This window comes from Staphylococcus argenteus (genome assembly GCF_000236925.1).
Taxonomy (GTDB): Bacteria; Bacillota; Bacilli; order Staphylococcales; family Staphylococcaceae; genus Staphylococcus; species Staphylococcus argenteus.
Genome location: NC_016941.1, coordinates 2406174 through 2421188, shown reverse-complemented (window position 1 = coordinate 2421188; position 15015 = coordinate 2406174). Strand labels below are relative to the sequence as shown.

Sequence of the window (15015 nt, the reverse complement as noted above, 5' to 3'; positions counted from 1 at the left end):
ATTAGAATAATAAGAATAAGGAGATATATTCTATGAAAAGACTTTTATTTGTGATAATAGCTTTTGTTTTCGTACTAGCTGCATGTGGAAATGATTCGTCAAAAGACAAGGAAGCTAGTAAAGATAGTAAGACAATTAATGTTGGTACTGAGGGCACTTATGCACCATTTAGTTTCCATGATAAAGATGGTAAATTAACTGGTTATGATATCGATGTTATTAAGGCAGTAGCGAAAGAAGAAGGGTTGAAACTTAAATTCAACGAAACATCTTGGGATTCAATGTTTGCAGGATTAGACGCAGGGCGTTTTGATGTAATTGCGAACCAAGTTGGTATTAATCCAGATAGAGAAAAGAAATATAAATTTTCAACACCGTACACATTCTCTAGTGCTGTATTAGTTATTCGTGAAAATGAGAAAGATATCAAAGATTTTGATGATGTTAAAGGTAAGAAGTTAGCACAAACATTTACGTCTAATTACGGTAAATTAGCTAAAGATAAAGGTGCTGATATTACAAAAGTTGATGGCTTTAACCAATCAATGGATTTATTATTGTCTAAGCGTGTTGATGGTACATTTAATGATAGTCTGTCATACTTAGATTATAAAAAACAAAAACCTAATGCTAAGATCAAAGCTATTAAAGGTAATGCTGAACAAAGTAAATCTGCATTTGCATTTTCTAAAAAAGTAGATGACAAAACAGTTCAAAAGTTCAACGATGGCTTGAAAAAAATCGAGGAAAACGGTGAATTAGCTAAAATAGGTAAGAAATGGTTTGGTCAAGATGTTTCTAAATCTAAATAGTGAACAACTACATGCACTTGATGCTGCAAAACAAGCTTTCGGGCCAATGCTCGAAGGATTAGTGAAATATTCTATTCCAATTACATTAGTTACATTTGTATTAGGATTGATTATTGCATTATTTACAGCATTGATGCGAATTTCAACGAGTAAAGTTTTGAGAAGTATTGCACGTGTTTACGTCTCAATTATTCGAGGGACACCCATGATAGTACAATTGTTTATCATATTTTATGGTATCCCTGAATTAGGCAGATTGCTAACAAATGACGCAGACAATCAATGGACATTAGCACCTGTGGTCGCTGCCATTATTGGTTTGTCATTAAATGTAGGTGCATATGCTTCAGAAATTATTCGTGGCGGTATTATTTCTATACCAAAAGGACAAACGGAAGCTGCATATTCTATTGGTATGACATATCGTCAAACGATACAACGCATCATATTACCGCAGGCAATTCGAGTATCAATACCTGCGCTTGGTAATACATTTTTAAGTTTAATCAAAGATACATCATTACTAGGATTTATTTTAGTAGCAGAAATGTTTAGAAAAGCTCAAGAAGTTGCGTCTACAACATATGAATATTTAACAATTTATGTGTTAGTTGCGCTAATGTACTGGGTGGTATGCTTTATTATTTCAATAATCCAAGGTATCTATGAATCTTATATTGAAAGAGGGTATCGCTCATGATTCAATTGAACAATATCCATAAATCATTTAATGATGTTGAAGTTATCAAAGGAATTGATTTATCTGTTAATAAAGGTGAGGTTGTAACATTAATTGGTCGCTCTGGTTCTGGTAAAACAACATTGTTACGGATGATTAATGCATTAGAAATTCCAACAGAAGGTACTGTTTATGTTAACGGCAAAACATATACATCTAAAGATAAAAAATCACAAATAGAAGTTCGTAAACAATCTGGTATGGTATTTCAAAGTTATAATCTTTTTCCACATAAGACTGCATTAGAAAATGTGATGGAAGGTCTTATTACAGTTAAAAAGATGAAAAAGGTTGAAGCACGACAAAAATCACTTGAATTACTTGAAAAAGTTGGTTTGACACATGTTAAAGATCAACGACCACATGCATTGTCAGGTGGTCAGCAACAACGTGTTGCCATTGCGAGAGCATTAGCTATGAATCCTAAAGTGATGTTATTTGATGAACCAACATCTGCACTTGATCCTGAGCTTGTGAATGATGTTTTAAAGGTTATTAAAGATTTAGCAAATGAAGGTATGACAATGGTCATTGTGACACATGAAATGCGTTTTGCTAAAGAAGTATCAAATAACATTGTATTTATTCACGAGGGCATGATTGGAGAACAAGGGGCACCTGAAGATATATTCAACCGTCCGAAAACAGAAGAATTAAGACGTTTCTTAAATGTTATAAATGAAGATTAATACAATAGAACCACATATCATGTTAATATGGCGATTTTGCCATGAACATGATGTGTGGTTCTTTGTTATGTTTACGAGACAATATATTAATCTGTTAACGACGTTTGTGATTTAAATACTGTTGAACTTTATAAAACATTGGCTTAATTGGTTTGATAAAATCACCAATATACTCTTCAACGTGCGCGTTAAAACCTTTTTTGAATTGTTGTACACCGTAGTCTTCAGCAGACTCTGAAAAGTCTCCAGTAATACCGTAGAAGTTATAACGATCAATATGATGCGCTTTGGCGAATTTAATCATTTCCCATTGCAAATGATAAGCACCCATGTAAGCATTATATTTAGGATTTGATCCACTCGATAAATAATAAACTTCATGGTCATTATAGATGAACAATGCGGAGGCTAAGTTTAACACTGCACCTTCTTGTTCAATTTGTTCGATTGTGTTGTCGATTTTACGCTTATTACTATTTAACTGTTGTTCTAGCTGTGTACGTTTTGTTTTATTTTTCTTTGAATTAGGACTCTCTTTTAACGCTTCTTCAACACCTGAAAGCTCTGCAGTTAATTGTTGATGTTTTAATTGTAAAGTTTTTAAATAATCGTTCAAATCGATATAAGCTAACTTTAACATGGCATGGTCACCGTATAATTTTTGCATTTCTTCAAAATATGGTAGCTCTCGGAATTTGAAACCATGTTTTTCTTCGGCCATATGGAATAAATCGAAAAATGTTTGCGTTTCATCAATCGTTAACGTTTTAGTTTTAACGCCGATATCGTATGTTTTTTTAATATTACGTCGCGTTTGATAATCCATTTCTTTTAATAATTGATCTTCTGTCTTGTCTTTTAAATCTAATACTGATAGCCAACGAATTTGACTCATTGAATCATAACCCACTGGGAACCCTTGATGTTTATAACCTAATGATGACATTGTTTTAACGAATGCTCGGTTATCAAAGGATTTAATGATTTCACCGTCTGCATTACGTAAGTTTTCAATTAAATATGGATCTACAAGTACATATAAACAATTTTGTTTCTTTAAATATGAAGTTAATGATTTAAAGAAAAATGCGACTAATGATTGATTTGTATAATCCATCACTGGTCCACGATGTGTATAGAAATATTTGAAAAACTTAAGTGTGCGTGCCTCTGTTAATAAGCAAGCTGCTACTACTTCTCCGCTGTCATCTTTAACTCCCACAAGATGCACATCACCTTTTAAATCAACTCTGTTATCAAAATGAATAGCTGATTGTGTGTAATGTGAGAAATACTTTGTTGTAAAATCATTGAATTCTTCTGAAGTCAAAGTTACAAAGTTCATTTTATCCCGTCCCTCTCTGAATAGAACTGTAAATTTTCAATTTATTAACAATACTATTGTTTTATTTTATCAAAAAATGAATATAAACACACATAGAAAATCAAATATATTTTTCTGTTACTATACACAACAATTATATCTTAGTTGTTTTATATTAAATGTATAACAGTTGTTGTAGCGCGTTGATGTTAGACGGTGTATAGTATTAAATATATTAAAAGTTAGTTGGATATAAAAATTAGGAGTGGATGTATTGAAGCGATTGGTAATAGCGATATTTTTATTACTTATCTTTATGGCGGGATGTGGTAATGACAAATATGTGAAAGAAATAGATGAAGCAGTTAAACTTCAAAATCAGAAACAAGAGCAACTTGCTAAAAATGGCAATGGTGATCGTGTTGATCATTTTGAACGCAAAGATGCTAATATTTATGTCTACGATAAGGATAAAATCATCATATTAGCCTATAAACCATTGAGTAATGATGACGAAGTACATTACTTTGGATATGATTTTAGTGGTAAACATGTGACATTTAAAAAGGATTTTGATTCTAGACGATACTATCAACAACATGAAGCGGATTATCAAGAAGAAAATATGACAAACTAGTCTATGAATAGGAGTAACTATGACTAAAAAATTACTAACTATACTTATTGTAAGCATGTTAGTTTTAACAGCTTGCGCTAAAAAAGAATCAGCAACGACATCTACGAAAAGTGGCAAGCCATTAATTGTCATCTATGGCGATTATAAATGTCCTTATTGTAAAGAATTAGATGAAAAGGTTATGCCTAAATTACGAAAACATTATATAGATAACCACAAAGCGGAATATCAATTCGTAAATTTAGCTTTCCTAGGTAAAGATTCAATAGTAGGTTCGCGTGCGAGTCATGCAGTTTTGATGTACGCACCTAAATCATTTTTAGATTTTCAAAAGCAACTATTTGCTGCGCAACAAGATGAAAATAAAGAATGGTTAACAGAAGCAGTGTTAGATAAACAAATTAAAAATCTTCATTTAGATAAAGATACGGAAAATAAAATTATAAAAGATTATAAAACAAAAGATAGTAAATCTTGGAAAGCTGCTGAAAAAGATAAAAAAATAGCTAAAGATAATCATATTAAAACGACCCCGACGGCATTTATTAATGGTGAAAAAGTCGAAGATCCATATGATTATGAAAGTTATGAGAAGTTATTAAAAGATAAAATTAAATAATTTTAATTGTTGAGATATGTTTGTTACATAATTTTACTGGACAATACGATAAGGCAATTTCTATTGTGGATATAATAGGAATTGCCTTTTTCAATCTATGAAGTTTGAAAAGTTGGAATTTGCTATGTCAACTTTATTTGAGGAGAATAAGAGAAGATATTATAGTTATTTATTTTCTTCATTATTTTGACAGGCGTATTTTAAGACATCACCCTTGTATAGTTGTACAAATATTTGTACAATTAAATTGCGGTAAAAGGAGGCAATAAATATGATTGTAAAAAACTATTCTTACGCTAGACAGAATTTAAAGACGCTTATGACAAAGGTAAATGACGATAGTGATGTGGTAACTGTAACATCTACTGATGATAAAAACGTAGTAATTATGTCAGAAGCAGATTATAATTCTATGATTGAAACCCTTTACCTTCAACAGAATCCAAATAATGCTGAACACTTAGCCCAATCAATTGCTGACTTAGAACGAGGCAAAATGGTAACGAAAGAAATAGATGTGTAATGGCTAGGTTAAACATTACGTTCTCGCCTCAGGCATTTGAAGATTATGAGTATTTTCAGCAGAACGATAAAAAAATGGTAAAGAAGATTAATGAGTTACTTAAAAGCATTGATAGAAATGGTGCATTGCAAGGTATAGGTAAGCCTGAAAAGTTAAAATCGAATTTATCTGGCTATTATAGTAGACGTATCAATCACGAACATAGGTTGGTTTATACAGTTGACGATAATCACATAAAAATAGCATCCTGTAGATACCATTATTAAGTCTGAAAAACTAATATTTTAAAATGAGAGCGCTATTTTTAGGACAATACGATAAGGCAATTTCTATTGTGAATATAATAGGAATTGTCTTTTTCTTGTATTATTGATGTCCGTATATATACTATAAAATTTCTAAATCATTTACGCACTGCGTTCATGTATCATATGGATTAAAAATGGGAATAACATCTAAAGTATGATTCGACTTTATATTATTTGTAAAAACAGTGCTTGTATTTTAAGTAGCATGAGTATATAATTTTAAAACGTAAAGATTACTATTTAGGAGGGTGACTATGAAAAAGAAATTAGGTATGTTACTTCTTGTGCCAGCCATAACTTTATCATTAGCCGCATGTGGGAATGATGATGGAAAAGATAAAGATGGTAAGGTAACAATTAAAACGACTGTGTATCCATTACAATCTTTTGCAGAGCAAATTGGTGGGAAACACGTAAAAGTATCGTCAATCTATCCAGCAGGAACAGATTTACATAGTTATGAACCAACGCAAAAAGATATTTTAAGTGCAAGTAAGTCAGACTTGTTTATGTATACAGGGGACAATTTAGATCCAGTTGCTAAGAAAGTAGCATCAACAATCAAAGATAAAGATAAGAAGTTATCTTTAGAGGAAAAATTAGATAAATCAAAACTTTTAACTGATCAGCATGAACATGGTGAAGAACATGAAGATCATGATCATGAGAAAGAAGAACATCATCATCACCATGGTGGTTATGATCCACACGTATGGTTAGATCCTAAAATTAACCAAACGTTCGCTAAAGAAATTAAAGATGAGTTAGTGAAAAAAGATCCAAAACATAAAGATGATTACGAGAAAAATTATAAAAAATTAAACGACGATCTTAAAAAACTTGATAATGATATGAAGCAAGTTACAAAAGATAAGCAAGGTAATGCGGTATTCATTTCGCATGAATCTATCGGATACTTAGCTGATCGTTATGGTTTTGTACAAAAAGGTATTCAAAACATGAATGCTGAAGATCCATCACAAAAAGAATTAACTAAAATTGTTAAAGAAATTAGAGATAGTAATGCTAAATATATTCTTTATGAAGATAACGTAGCAAATAAAGTGACTGAAACGATTCGTAAAGAAACAGATGCAAAACCATTAAAATTCTACAACATGGAATCTTTAAATAAAGAACAACAGAAAAAAGATAACATCACTTATCAATCACTAATGAAAACAAATATTGAAAATATCGGCAAAGTTTTAGATAGTGATATTAAAGTGAAAGACGACAAAGCTGAAAGCAAACATGACAAAGCGATCTCTGATGGTTATTTTAAAGATGAACAAGTTAAAGATCGTGAACTTAGCGACTATGCTGGTGAATGGCAATCTGTTTATCCATATTTAAAAGATGGTACGCTTGATGAAGTAATGGAACATAAAGCTGAAAAAGATCCTAAGAAATCTGCAAAAGATTTAAAAGCGTATTATGAAAAAGGATATAAAACTGATATTTCTAATATTGATATTAAAGGTAATGAAATTACATTTACTAAAGATGGTAAGAAACATACTGGTAAATATGAATACAATGGTAAGAAAATATTGAAGTATCCTAAAGGAAATCGTGGTGTAAGATTTATGTTTAAATTGGTAGATGGTAATGATAAAGATTTACCGAAATATATCCAATTTAGTGACCACAATATTGCACCTAAAAAAGCTGAGCATTTCCATATCTTTATGGGTAATGATAATGACGCTTTATTAAAAGAAATGGATAACTGGCCAACGTATTATCCTTCAAAATTAAATAAAGACCAAATCAAAGAAGAAATGTTAGCACATTAATTCAACAGCTCTACACACTTTATTCAACTGTAAAAGTCGAATGGAGTGTGTTTTTTATTTTGCAGTCATTTATTCAACTGTAGCAATGATATACTTATTGCTAATTAATAAACAATGATATGGTAATGCATATTATTGAATGCATGTTAAGATGAAAGAAGATAAAATAGGGAGTGAGTATATGACGATTAAAGTTGAAGATAATAAAATTATTTTTTCAAGAATAATACAAGCACCAATAGAAAAGGTATTTGATGCTTATACTAAAAAAGAATTATTTGAAAAATGGTTTCATCCAAAAGGGGCTAGCACAAAAGTGTTTCGTTTTAATGCAGAAACTGGTGGCGATGCATTTTACGCAATCAAAACACCTGCAATGACGAGCTATACGTTAGCAGAATACGAAACAGTTAAACGTCCGCATTTAATTGAATATATTGACTCATTTGCAACATCAGAGGGAAACAAAGATACTAAAATGCCAAGTATGAAGATAACTTTGTCATTTTCAGAAACTAGTAAAACTGAGACGACTGTGACATCTATTTCAACATTTCCAACAAAAGAAGCAGCGCAACAAGTAATTGAAATGGGTGTGGAAGAAGGCATGAATCAAACTTTAGATCAACTAGATGCATTATTGAAATAAAGTTGTTGAAAATATGTAAAAACTTTTTTGTTTCATTCGGTTTATAATAATCTTGTAATATTATAAAAATGAGGGATGATTCGATGGTAGAACGTTACATCAAAGTTTTAATATTGTATATTTTCACAACACTACTATCTTCTATTTCAGTAACGTCAAAATGTGTACCTAATAAATTTATAAGGTTTATTTTACGTACTGCAATTGGTTACAGTGTATTTGCCTACGGTTTACATTTCTTTTCAAACTTAAAAAAATATAAAAAATAGCTTGATAATAAAGCGAGATAAAATGAGCGTCGTAATATCTATAAGCACAAAGATATTAGCCAATCACGCGATTTATCTCGCTGTTTTTATGAAAGAAAACTACATTTTTGAGATAATAAAAAGATTTTTCTGAAATTTAATCTATCAATTACATTGATTTACTAATATAATTAGAAAGTAAATTTTATTTGATCAAAGTAAATGGGGGAAGTACTGTGATAGAAAATAAGAAAACAGTTGAAGATACATATTCAACAGGCGCAATTGTTGATTCAATATCATCTTCAGTACAAATGAAGCAAGTAATGGTACAGCAAACACCTGGACGATACATGCTTAAAGCAATGATGGCAGGGTTTTTACTCTCAATCGTTACTGTATTTATGTTCGGAATAAAGACGCAGTTTGCGAGTACTCACGTAGATGGACTCATCAATTTAATGGGAGCCATTGCGTTTAGTTTAGGTTTGATTTTAGTTGTATTAACTAACTCTGAATTATTAACAAGTAACTTCATGTACTTTACAGTAGGCTGGTATTATAAAGTCGTATCTGTTAAGAAGATGACTTGGATTTTATTATATTGTTTCTTAGGTAATATTTTAGGTGGGTTTGTGCTATTCTTCTTAATGAAATTTGCGCATGTTATGACACCTGAAATGACACAAGCTTTAACAGCTTTAGTTCAGAAAAAAACTGTTGATTCAACATGGTTGAATATTTTTACAAAAGGTATTTTCTGTAACTTCTTTATCAATATTGGTATTTTCATCTCTATGCAATTCAAAGGCGGCCTAACAAAGGCATTCTTCATAGCTTGTGGTGTCGTTGTCTTTGTATACATGGGATATGAACACGTTGTGTTTAATGCAGGTCTTTACGCAGGCATGGTATTCTTTAACCTTGATGCAGTTTCATGGTTACACGTTTTAAAAAATATCGTTTTTGCTTTCTTAGGTAACTTTGTCGGTGGCGGTATTTTTGTAGGTCTCGTGTATGCTTTCTTAAATGGTAAGCGTAATCGTTTAGAGCAACAATAATTAAGATGTAGTGATTAAATAGCGTAACATCGAATCAACCTTCTAAACCATTCATGAATTTGAATGGTTTTTTACGTTGAGAGAGTGAATTTTAATATGATTAATGCGAGTATTGGTTTATTCAGATGAAGCATACTTTCTGACATGTGATAAATTTATTGGTACACTTTGATGGATATTTATTTTAAAAACAAAATATGGTTAAATCATTTAAAAAAAGTGGGGATTAATATGACAAAAACAATGATTCGACTTGCAAATGAAAATGATGCAGAGGTGCTACATCAATTAATGCATGAAGCATTCACACCTCTTAGAGAACTAGGTATTGATTGGCCTTCAGTTAATGCAAATTTAGATGCTGTGAAAGAAAACATAGATAAAAATACGACATTTGTCATGACCATTGATGATGAAATTATTTCTACGATAACGGTTAGATATCCATGGGGCAGTTTAAAAAGTATTTCTGGTTATCCTTTTGTCTGGTGGTTCGCGACTAATCCGGAATATGAAGGTCAAGGCTATGGCAGTCAATTACTTACTTATGTTGAAGAAAAATTTTTACGAGATACATTAAAGGCAGCAGCAGTAACTTTAGGTACATCTGCTAGGTTGCATCCATGGTTACTTAAAATATATGAAAAAAGAGGTTACGAAATTTATAGTGAACATGAAAATGATGATGGTGATTTAGGTGTTATTATGCGTAAAGTTCTTATTCCTGAACGGTTTGAAGAATCAATCTTAGGTCAACCACCATTTTAAAGAAAATCACACGCACAACAAGCGATTGATATATTGGTGCTTGCTCAAATGAATGTTGAGTAGGTGTTAATATATTAGTCGCTTTTTATTTTAGCAAATATAAAAAAACGTATAAGGAATATGCATGATTACAGGCATCAGGGAAATCCCTGATTTTATAGTTTTATGTGATTGTTTTCACAAAAACAAAAAGATTTGGTATACAATACGTGTGAAAGGGTGGTCAAGGTGAATGGGAATATCATTATTGCACATGGCATGAGGCGTGGACAACAGAATAAAGCTTTAGAAACATTTATATCTGAATTAATAAAAGATGAGATACATCATTATCATATTGCATTTTTAGAAAGTGAGCATCAGGATTTAGAAACAGTGATGACGACGTTGATTCAAAACGGAGTTATACACTTCAAAATTGTACCTTTGCTTATTTTTAGTGCAATGCACTATCTCAAAGATATACCGAATATCATTCGTGAAATGGAGCAAATGTATCCAGGTATAACGGTTGAAGTTAGCGAACCACTTGGCACACATCCTTTAATGACAGAAATCATCATGCAACGTATTGATGACGCACTAGTAGATGAAGAACAACAAGTAAGTATTGTCGTTGTTGCACATGGCAATATAAATGGGAAGTATACAAAGGCACATGATGAGTTACAAACATGTGTTCAAACACTGCAACTTAATCATCCAACTTATGCGAGAACACTTTATGGTTCAATCAGCTTTACGCTTGATTTAAAGGAAATTGCGAAACAGTACCAAAGGTTGATTATCGTGCCTTTGTTTTTATATGACGGGCGACTAGTTAACAAAGTAAAACAACGAATTAATGACATGGCTATTAATACAGATATACACATCACACCTTCAATTAACTTCGACCCAATTTTAAAGCGGATAATTAAAGATAGATTAGAAAACTTAATGACTACAATAAAAATGTAAAATCACAAACGAAACATTAATACCTTTTTGAAATAAATATTATGTAGTAAAGGGGCATATTTTATGACAAAGCAAAAATTAGTAATGATTGGTAACGGTATGGCGGGCATTCGAACAATCGAAGAAATATTAGAGCGTGCCAACGATTTATATGATATTACAATAATTGGTAAAGAACCTTATCCTAACTATAACCGCATCATGCTTTCAAATATTTTACAAAATAAAATGACTGTTGAAGAAACAATTATGAATCCTTATGAGTGGTATGAGGAACACGATATTAAGTTAATTACAAATGATCCCGTAGTTGAAGTAGATAGAGAGAATCAAAATGTAACGACTGCTAATGGCGTTGAAGTTGCATACGATAAGTTGATTTTTGCGACAGGATCTAAGGCATTTGTCATTCCTGTTCCAGGTTCAACATTACCAAGTGTTATTGGTTGGAGAACGATTGATGACACTGAAAAAATGATGGACATTGCTAAGACCAAAAAGAAAGCGATAGTTATTGGTGGGGGCTTATTAGGTTTAGAATGTGCGCGTGGTTTATTAGATCAAGGTATGGAAGTGACAGTGTTACATTTAGCTGAATGGTTAATGGAAATGCAGTTAGACCGTAAAGCTGGTAACATGCTTAAAGCTGATCTAGAAAAGCAAGGTATGAAGTTTGAAATGCAAGCGAACACAACTGAAATCTTAGGCGAAGATGATGTTGAAGGCGTTAAATTAGCAGATGGACGTGAAATTCCAGCAGACTTAGTTGTCATGGCGGTTGGTATCAGACCGTATACTGAAGTCGCAAAAGAATCAGGTTTAGAAGTTAATCGAGGTATTGTAGTCAATGATGTGATGCAAACAAGTGATAATAATATATATGCTGTCGGTGAATGTGCAGAACATAACGGTAAAGTTTATGGACTTGTTGCGCCATTATATGAACAAGGTAAAGTATTAGCAGACTATTTAACGGGTAACGAAACAAATGGATACAAAGGTTCCACAACATTTACATCATTGAAAGTGTCAGGATGTGACTTGTATAGCGCTGGTCAAATTGTTGAAAATGCTGAAATTAAAGGGATTGAAATATTTAATAGCATTGATAATAACTATAAGAAGATATTTTTAAAAGACGGTAATGTGGTAGGTGCAGTGTTATATGGTGACATTGATGATGGTTCGCGCTTCTATAACATGATGAAAAAAGGTGAATCCACTGAAGATTATACACTTGTATCATTGCTTACTAAAGGCGGAGAAGAGGCAACAACATCAATTGCAGATATGGCAGATGATGAAACGATTTGTGGCTGTAATGGTGTTGATAAAGGCACTATAGTAAATGCGATTACAGAAAATGGCTTTACAACAGTTGAAGAAGTAACGGCTAAAACAAAAGCGGGTAATTCATGTGGTAAATGTAAACCGCAAATTGCTCAAATTTTGGAGCATACCTTAGGTGATGACTTTGTTGCTGCAAAACCTGCTGGTATATGTGGTTGTACAGATTTGACACGCGATCAAATTGTAACGCAAATACGAGCGAAAGGTTTAAAAACATCTAAAGAAGTTCGACATGTTTTAAACTTTAAAAATAAAGGTGGCTGTCCAAAATGTCGACCAGCGATTAACTATTATTTAAATATGGTTTATCCACATGATCATGAAGATGAAAGAGAATCAAGATTTGCTAACGAACGTTACCATGCGAATATTCAAAATGATGGTACATTTTCTGTTATTCCTCAAATGCGTGGAGGTGTTACAGATGCAGATCAACTAATTCGTCTAGGAGAAGTGGCTAAGAAATATCATGTACCACTGGTTAAAGTGACAGGTTCACAACGTGTTGGTTTATATGGAGTTAAAAAAGAAGAATTACCAAATATATGGGAAGACCTAGGTATGCGCTCGGCATCAGCATATGGTAAGAAAACACGCTCAGTTAAAAGCTGTGTTGGTAAAGAATTTTGTCGATTCGGTACGCAATACACGACGCGACTTGGCATTCGTTTAGAAAAAACATTTGAATACATCGATACGCCTCATAAATTTAAAATGGGTGTATCAGGTTGCCCAAGAAGTTGTGTTGAATCAGGTGTTAAAGATTTTGGTATTATCTCAGTTGAAAATGGATTCCAAATCTACATCGGTGGTAATGGTGGTACAGAAGTTGAAAAGGGAGAATTTTTAACAACTGTAGAAACAGAAGATGAAGTAATTAAATTATGTGGTGCTTTGATGCAATATTATCGTGAAACAGGTATATATGCTGAAAGAACGGCGCCGTGGTTAAGAAGACTTGGATTTGAAAATGTCAAAGAAGTGTTACTTAACCCAGAAAGACAAAATGAACTATTCGAACGCATAATGGATGCTAAAAAAGCAGTCGAAGCTGAACCTTGGGAAGCAATAACTAGCAATGCGCAAGCACGTAAAATTTTTGAAGTGGAGAAGGTGTAATACATGGAAATAAAAGAAAAAATTAAAGTGACAACTATAGATGAATTAACACCCCTAATCGGAAAAAAGGTTATTGTTAAAGGCAAAGAGGTAGGATTGTTTTTAACAGAAAGTGGTAAAATTCATGCGATTCACAATATCTGTCCACATAAACAAGGGCCATTATCTGAAGGAACAGTGAGTGGTGAATATGTATTTTGCCCACTCCACGATCAAAAAATTGATTTAAATACAGGTATCGTTCAAGAACCTGATGAAGGTTGTGTAGATGTTTATGAGGTAGAAGTTACAGACGGGAACGTATATATATGTCTGTAGATGATTATGGCAAGGTTTACTTGATAGGGGCGGGCCCAGGTAATCCGAATTATTTAACTAAAAAAGCTGAGCGATTAATACGTGAAGCGGATGTCATACTATATGATCGATTAGTGAATCCGTTAATTTTACAATATGCGAAGTCGACTACTGAAATTATCGATGTTGGTAAAAAGCCTTATGCAAAACACATTCAACAAGAAAAAATAAATGAATGTATCGTGGAAGCAGCACGTCGATATAATAAGGTTGTTAGGCTTAAAGGCGGCGATCCAGCGATATTTGGTCGTGTGCAAGAAGAAGTCGATACACTAAATGAACATCATATTGCGTTTGAAATTGTACCAGGAGTGACATCTGCAAGCGCAGCTGTTGCTACGATGCAGACAGGTTTAACAATGCGTACAGTTGCTAAAAGTGTGACATTTTCGACAGGTCACTTTAAAGATTCAGAAGAAAATGAAGTTGATGTCAATTCCTTAGTGAGTGGTGGCACGTTAGCAATTTATATGGGAGTAAAACGTTTAGGGAAAATTATCACACAGATACAACAATACACAGATATTGATTATCCGATAGCGATTGTCTTTCAAGCATCGTGTTTTAATGAGTTTGTTGTTAAAGGGCGTTTAAGTAATATCATTTCAAAACTGCAACACTATTCAATTGAGGCGAAACCGGGTATATGTATTATTGGTGAAGTTGTTGGTTATACTGAAAAGAATCACAAATCATTAGATCCTACGAAACAATTTTATGTTGTAAGTGGTTCTAAGCATGACGCCCTTATGCTCTGTGAACATTTATATGACGAAGGTTATGGCTGTATGCTAAATCCAAATGATACATCGAATGGCACATATCATCCGTCGCAATATAGTTATTATGATACGTTTATTAAGCAACAAGAAAATGTGACATATATTTCAACCGAGTGTGCAGATACTAATACAGTACTATGTCATTAATTTATTAAAAAATGTATAAGTAAGGTTTCAACCGAGTGAATATATTCGTGTTGAAGCCTTATTTGTCGTTGTACCAAATTTCAAAGATTTAGGTTGGCAATAAGTATGACCATACATGATTGTA

At 32.5% G+C, this 15015-nt stretch carries 17 protein-coding genes; 16 read left to right on the top strand and 1 reads right to left on the bottom strand.

The window, feature by feature from the left end:
- The first annotated feature begins 32 nt into the window (after window positions 1-32).
- From SAMSHR1132_RS11895 to SAMSHR1132_RS11885, 3 genes are read left to right on the top strand one after another with little or no spacing between them, the layout of a single operon-like run.
- Complete coding sequence (locus SAMSHR1132_RS11895; protein ID WP_000825919.1) at window positions 33-812, top strand: transporter substrate-binding domain-containing protein; 780 nt, start codon at window positions 33-35, stop codon at window positions 810-812.
- Window positions 793-1512 carry an amino acid ABC transporter permease gene (locus tag SAMSHR1132_RS11890; protein ID WP_000479573.1) on the top strand — a complete coding sequence of 240 codons (720 nt, stop codon included), beginning with the start codon at window positions 793-795 and terminating at the stop codon, window positions 1510-1512. Before SAMSHR1132_RS11895 ends, SAMSHR1132_RS11890 begins: the two co-directional genes overlap by 20 nt.
- Window positions 1509-2240 carry an amino acid ABC transporter ATP-binding protein gene (locus tag SAMSHR1132_RS11885; protein ID WP_000615469.1) on the top strand — a complete coding sequence of 244 codons (732 nt, stop codon included), beginning with the start codon at window positions 1509-1511 and terminating at the stop codon, window positions 2238-2240. The genes SAMSHR1132_RS11890 and SAMSHR1132_RS11885 overlap by 4 nt, the downstream gene beginning before the upstream one ends.
- A 94-nt stretch (window positions 2241-2334) precedes the next feature.
- On the opposite strand, the gene SAMSHR1132_RS11880 is transcribed toward SAMSHR1132_RS11885, so the two are convergent.
- Entirely contained in the window at window positions 2335-3585 is a 1251-nt protein-coding gene (locus tag SAMSHR1132_RS11880; protein WP_001012242.1) for an aminoacyltransferase, read from the bottom strand.
- 295 nt (window positions 3586-3880) lie between these two features.
- Here SAMSHR1132_RS11880 and SAMSHR1132_RS11875 point away from each other — a divergent pair, with 295 nt between their 5' ends.
- The 13 genes from SAMSHR1132_RS11875 (at window position 3881) to cobA (ending at window position 14891) form a co-directional block, all read left to right on the top strand.
- Complete coding sequence (locus SAMSHR1132_RS11875; protein WP_072292152.1) at window positions 3881-4201, top strand: DUF4467 domain-containing protein; 321 nt, start codon at window positions 3881-3883, stop codon at window positions 4199-4201.
- Between the two features lie 19 nt (window positions 4202-4220).
- The gene (locus tag SAMSHR1132_RS11870; RefSeq protein ID WP_000162802.1) at window positions 4221-4820 is read left to right on the top strand and encodes a DsbA family protein; all 600 of its coding nucleotides are present in this window, start codon (window positions 4221-4223) and stop codon (window positions 4818-4820) included.
- A 271-nt stretch (window positions 4821-5091) separates the two neighbouring features.
- On the top strand, window positions 5092-5343 hold the full coding sequence (locus SAMSHR1132_RS11865; protein ID WP_000635923.1) for a type II toxin-antitoxin system Phd/YefM family antitoxin: 252 nt from the start codon (window positions 5092-5094) through the stop codon (window positions 5341-5343).
- On the top strand, window positions 5343-5609 hold the full coding sequence (locus SAMSHR1132_RS11860) for a Txe/YoeB family addiction module toxin (RefSeq protein ID WP_000113258.1): 267 nt from the start codon (window positions 5343-5345) through the stop codon (window positions 5607-5609). The genes SAMSHR1132_RS11865 and SAMSHR1132_RS11860 overlap by 1 nt, the downstream gene beginning before the upstream one ends.
- Window positions 5610-5905: 296 nt before the next feature.
- Window positions 5906-7450 carry a zinc ABC transporter substrate-binding lipoprotein AdcA gene (gene adcA / locus SAMSHR1132_RS11855; protein ID WP_000727753.1) on the top strand — a complete coding sequence of 515 codons (1545 nt, stop codon included), beginning with the start codon at window positions 5906-5908 and terminating at the stop codon, window positions 7448-7450.
- 181 nt (window positions 7451-7631) lie between these two features.
- Window positions 7632-8099 carry an SRPBCC family protein gene (locus SAMSHR1132_RS11850; RefSeq protein WP_000153336.1) on the top strand — a complete coding sequence of 156 codons (468 nt, stop codon included), beginning with the start codon at window positions 7632-7634 and terminating at the stop codon, window positions 8097-8099.
- Between the two features lie 83 nt (window positions 8100-8182).
- Window positions 8183-8368, top strand: a complete 186-nt coding sequence (locus SAMSHR1132_RS11845; RefSeq protein WP_000230291.1) for a hypothetical protein — start codon at window positions 8183-8185, stop codon at window positions 8366-8368.
- Window positions 8369-8583: 215 nt separating this feature from the next.
- Complete coding sequence (locus tag SAMSHR1132_RS11840; RefSeq protein WP_000572040.1) at window positions 8584-9408, top strand: formate/nitrite transporter family protein; 825 nt, start codon at window positions 8584-8586, stop codon at window positions 9406-9408.
- Between the two features lie 231 nt (window positions 9409-9639).
- Window positions 9640-10176: a GNAT family N-acetyltransferase gene (locus SAMSHR1132_RS11835; RefSeq protein ID WP_000169313.1), complete on the top strand. Its 537-nt coding sequence runs from the start codon at window positions 9640-9642 to the stop codon at window positions 10174-10176.
- A gap of 228 nt (window positions 10177-10404) precedes the next feature.
- Complete coding sequence (locus tag SAMSHR1132_RS11830) at window positions 10405-11136, top strand: sirohydrochlorin chelatase (RefSeq protein ID WP_001014056.1); 732 nt, start codon at window positions 10405-10407, stop codon at window positions 11134-11136.
- 63 nt (window positions 11137-11199) lie between these two features.
- Window positions 11200-13605, top strand: coding sequence for a nitrite reductase large subunit NirB (nirB, locus tag SAMSHR1132_RS11825; RefSeq protein WP_000166123.1), 2406 nt, complete (start codon window positions 11200-11202; stop codon window positions 13603-13605).
- 3 nt (window positions 13606-13608) lie between these two features.
- On the top strand, window positions 13609-13923 hold the full coding sequence (gene nirD / locus SAMSHR1132_RS11820; protein ID WP_000403080.1) for a nitrite reductase small subunit NirD: 315 nt from the start codon (window positions 13609-13611) through the stop codon (window positions 13921-13923).
- Window positions 13914-14891: a uroporphyrinogen-III C-methyltransferase gene (gene cobA, locus SAMSHR1132_RS11815; RefSeq protein WP_000109702.1), complete on the top strand. Its 978-nt coding sequence runs from the start codon at window positions 13914-13916 to the stop codon at window positions 14889-14891. The genes nirD and cobA overlap by 10 nt, the downstream gene beginning before the upstream one ends.
- Window positions 14892-15015 lie beyond the last annotated feature (124 nt).

Bases quoted from the DNA above. Each gene is read 5' to 3' on its own strand.
- SAMSHR1132_RS11880 (WP_001012242.1), bottom strand. From the start codon at position 3,585: ATGAACTTTGTAACTTTGACTTCAGAAGAATTCAATGATTTTACAACA.
- nirB (WP_000166123.1), top strand. From the start codon at position 11,200: ATGACAAAGCAAAAATTAGTAATGATTGGTAACGGTATGGCGGGCATT.
- SAMSHR1132_RS11845 (WP_000230291.1), top strand. From the start codon at position 8,183: ATGGTAGAACGTTACATCAAAGTTTTAATATTGTATATTTTCACAACA.
- nirD (WP_000403080.1), top strand. From the start codon at position 13,609: ATGGAAATAAAAGAAAAAATTAAAGTGACAACTATAGATGAATTAACA.
- SAMSHR1132_RS11890 (WP_000479573.1), top strand. From the start codon at position 793: ATGTTTCTAAATCTAAATAGTGAACAACTACATGCACTTGATGCTGCA.
- SAMSHR1132_RS11885 (WP_000615469.1), top strand. From the start codon at position 1,509: ATGATTCAATTGAACAATATCCATAAATCATTTAATGATGTTGAAGTT.
- SAMSHR1132_RS11895 (WP_000825919.1), top strand. From the start codon at position 33: ATGAAAAGACTTTTATTTGTGATAATAGCTTTTGTTTTCGTACTAGCT.
- SAMSHR1132_RS11870 (WP_000162802.1), top strand. From the start codon at position 4,221: ATGACTAAAAAATTACTAACTATACTTATTGTAAGCATGTTAGTTTTA.
- adcA (WP_000727753.1), top strand. From the start codon at position 5,906: ATGAAAAAGAAATTAGGTATGTTACTTCTTGTGCCAGCCATAACTTTA.
- SAMSHR1132_RS11875 (WP_072292152.1), top strand. From the start codon at position 3,881: ATGGCGGGATGTGGTAATGACAAATATGTGAAAGAAATAGATGAAGCA.
- SAMSHR1132_RS11835 (WP_000169313.1), top strand. From the start codon at position 9,640: ATGACAAAAACAATGATTCGACTTGCAAATGAAAATGATGCAGAGGTG.
- SAMSHR1132_RS11865 (WP_000635923.1), top strand. From the start codon at position 5,092: ATGATTGTAAAAAACTATTCTTACGCTAGACAGAATTTAAAGACGCTT.
- SAMSHR1132_RS11850 (WP_000153336.1), top strand. From the start codon at position 7,632: ATGACGATTAAAGTTGAAGATAATAAAATTATTTTTTCAAGAATAATA.
- SAMSHR1132_RS11860 (WP_000113258.1), top strand. From the start codon at position 5,343: ATGGCTAGGTTAAACATTACGTTCTCGCCTCAGGCATTTGAAGATTAT.
- cobA (WP_000109702.1), top strand. From the start codon at position 13,914: ATGTCTGTAGATGATTATGGCAAGGTTTACTTGATAGGGGCGGGCCCA.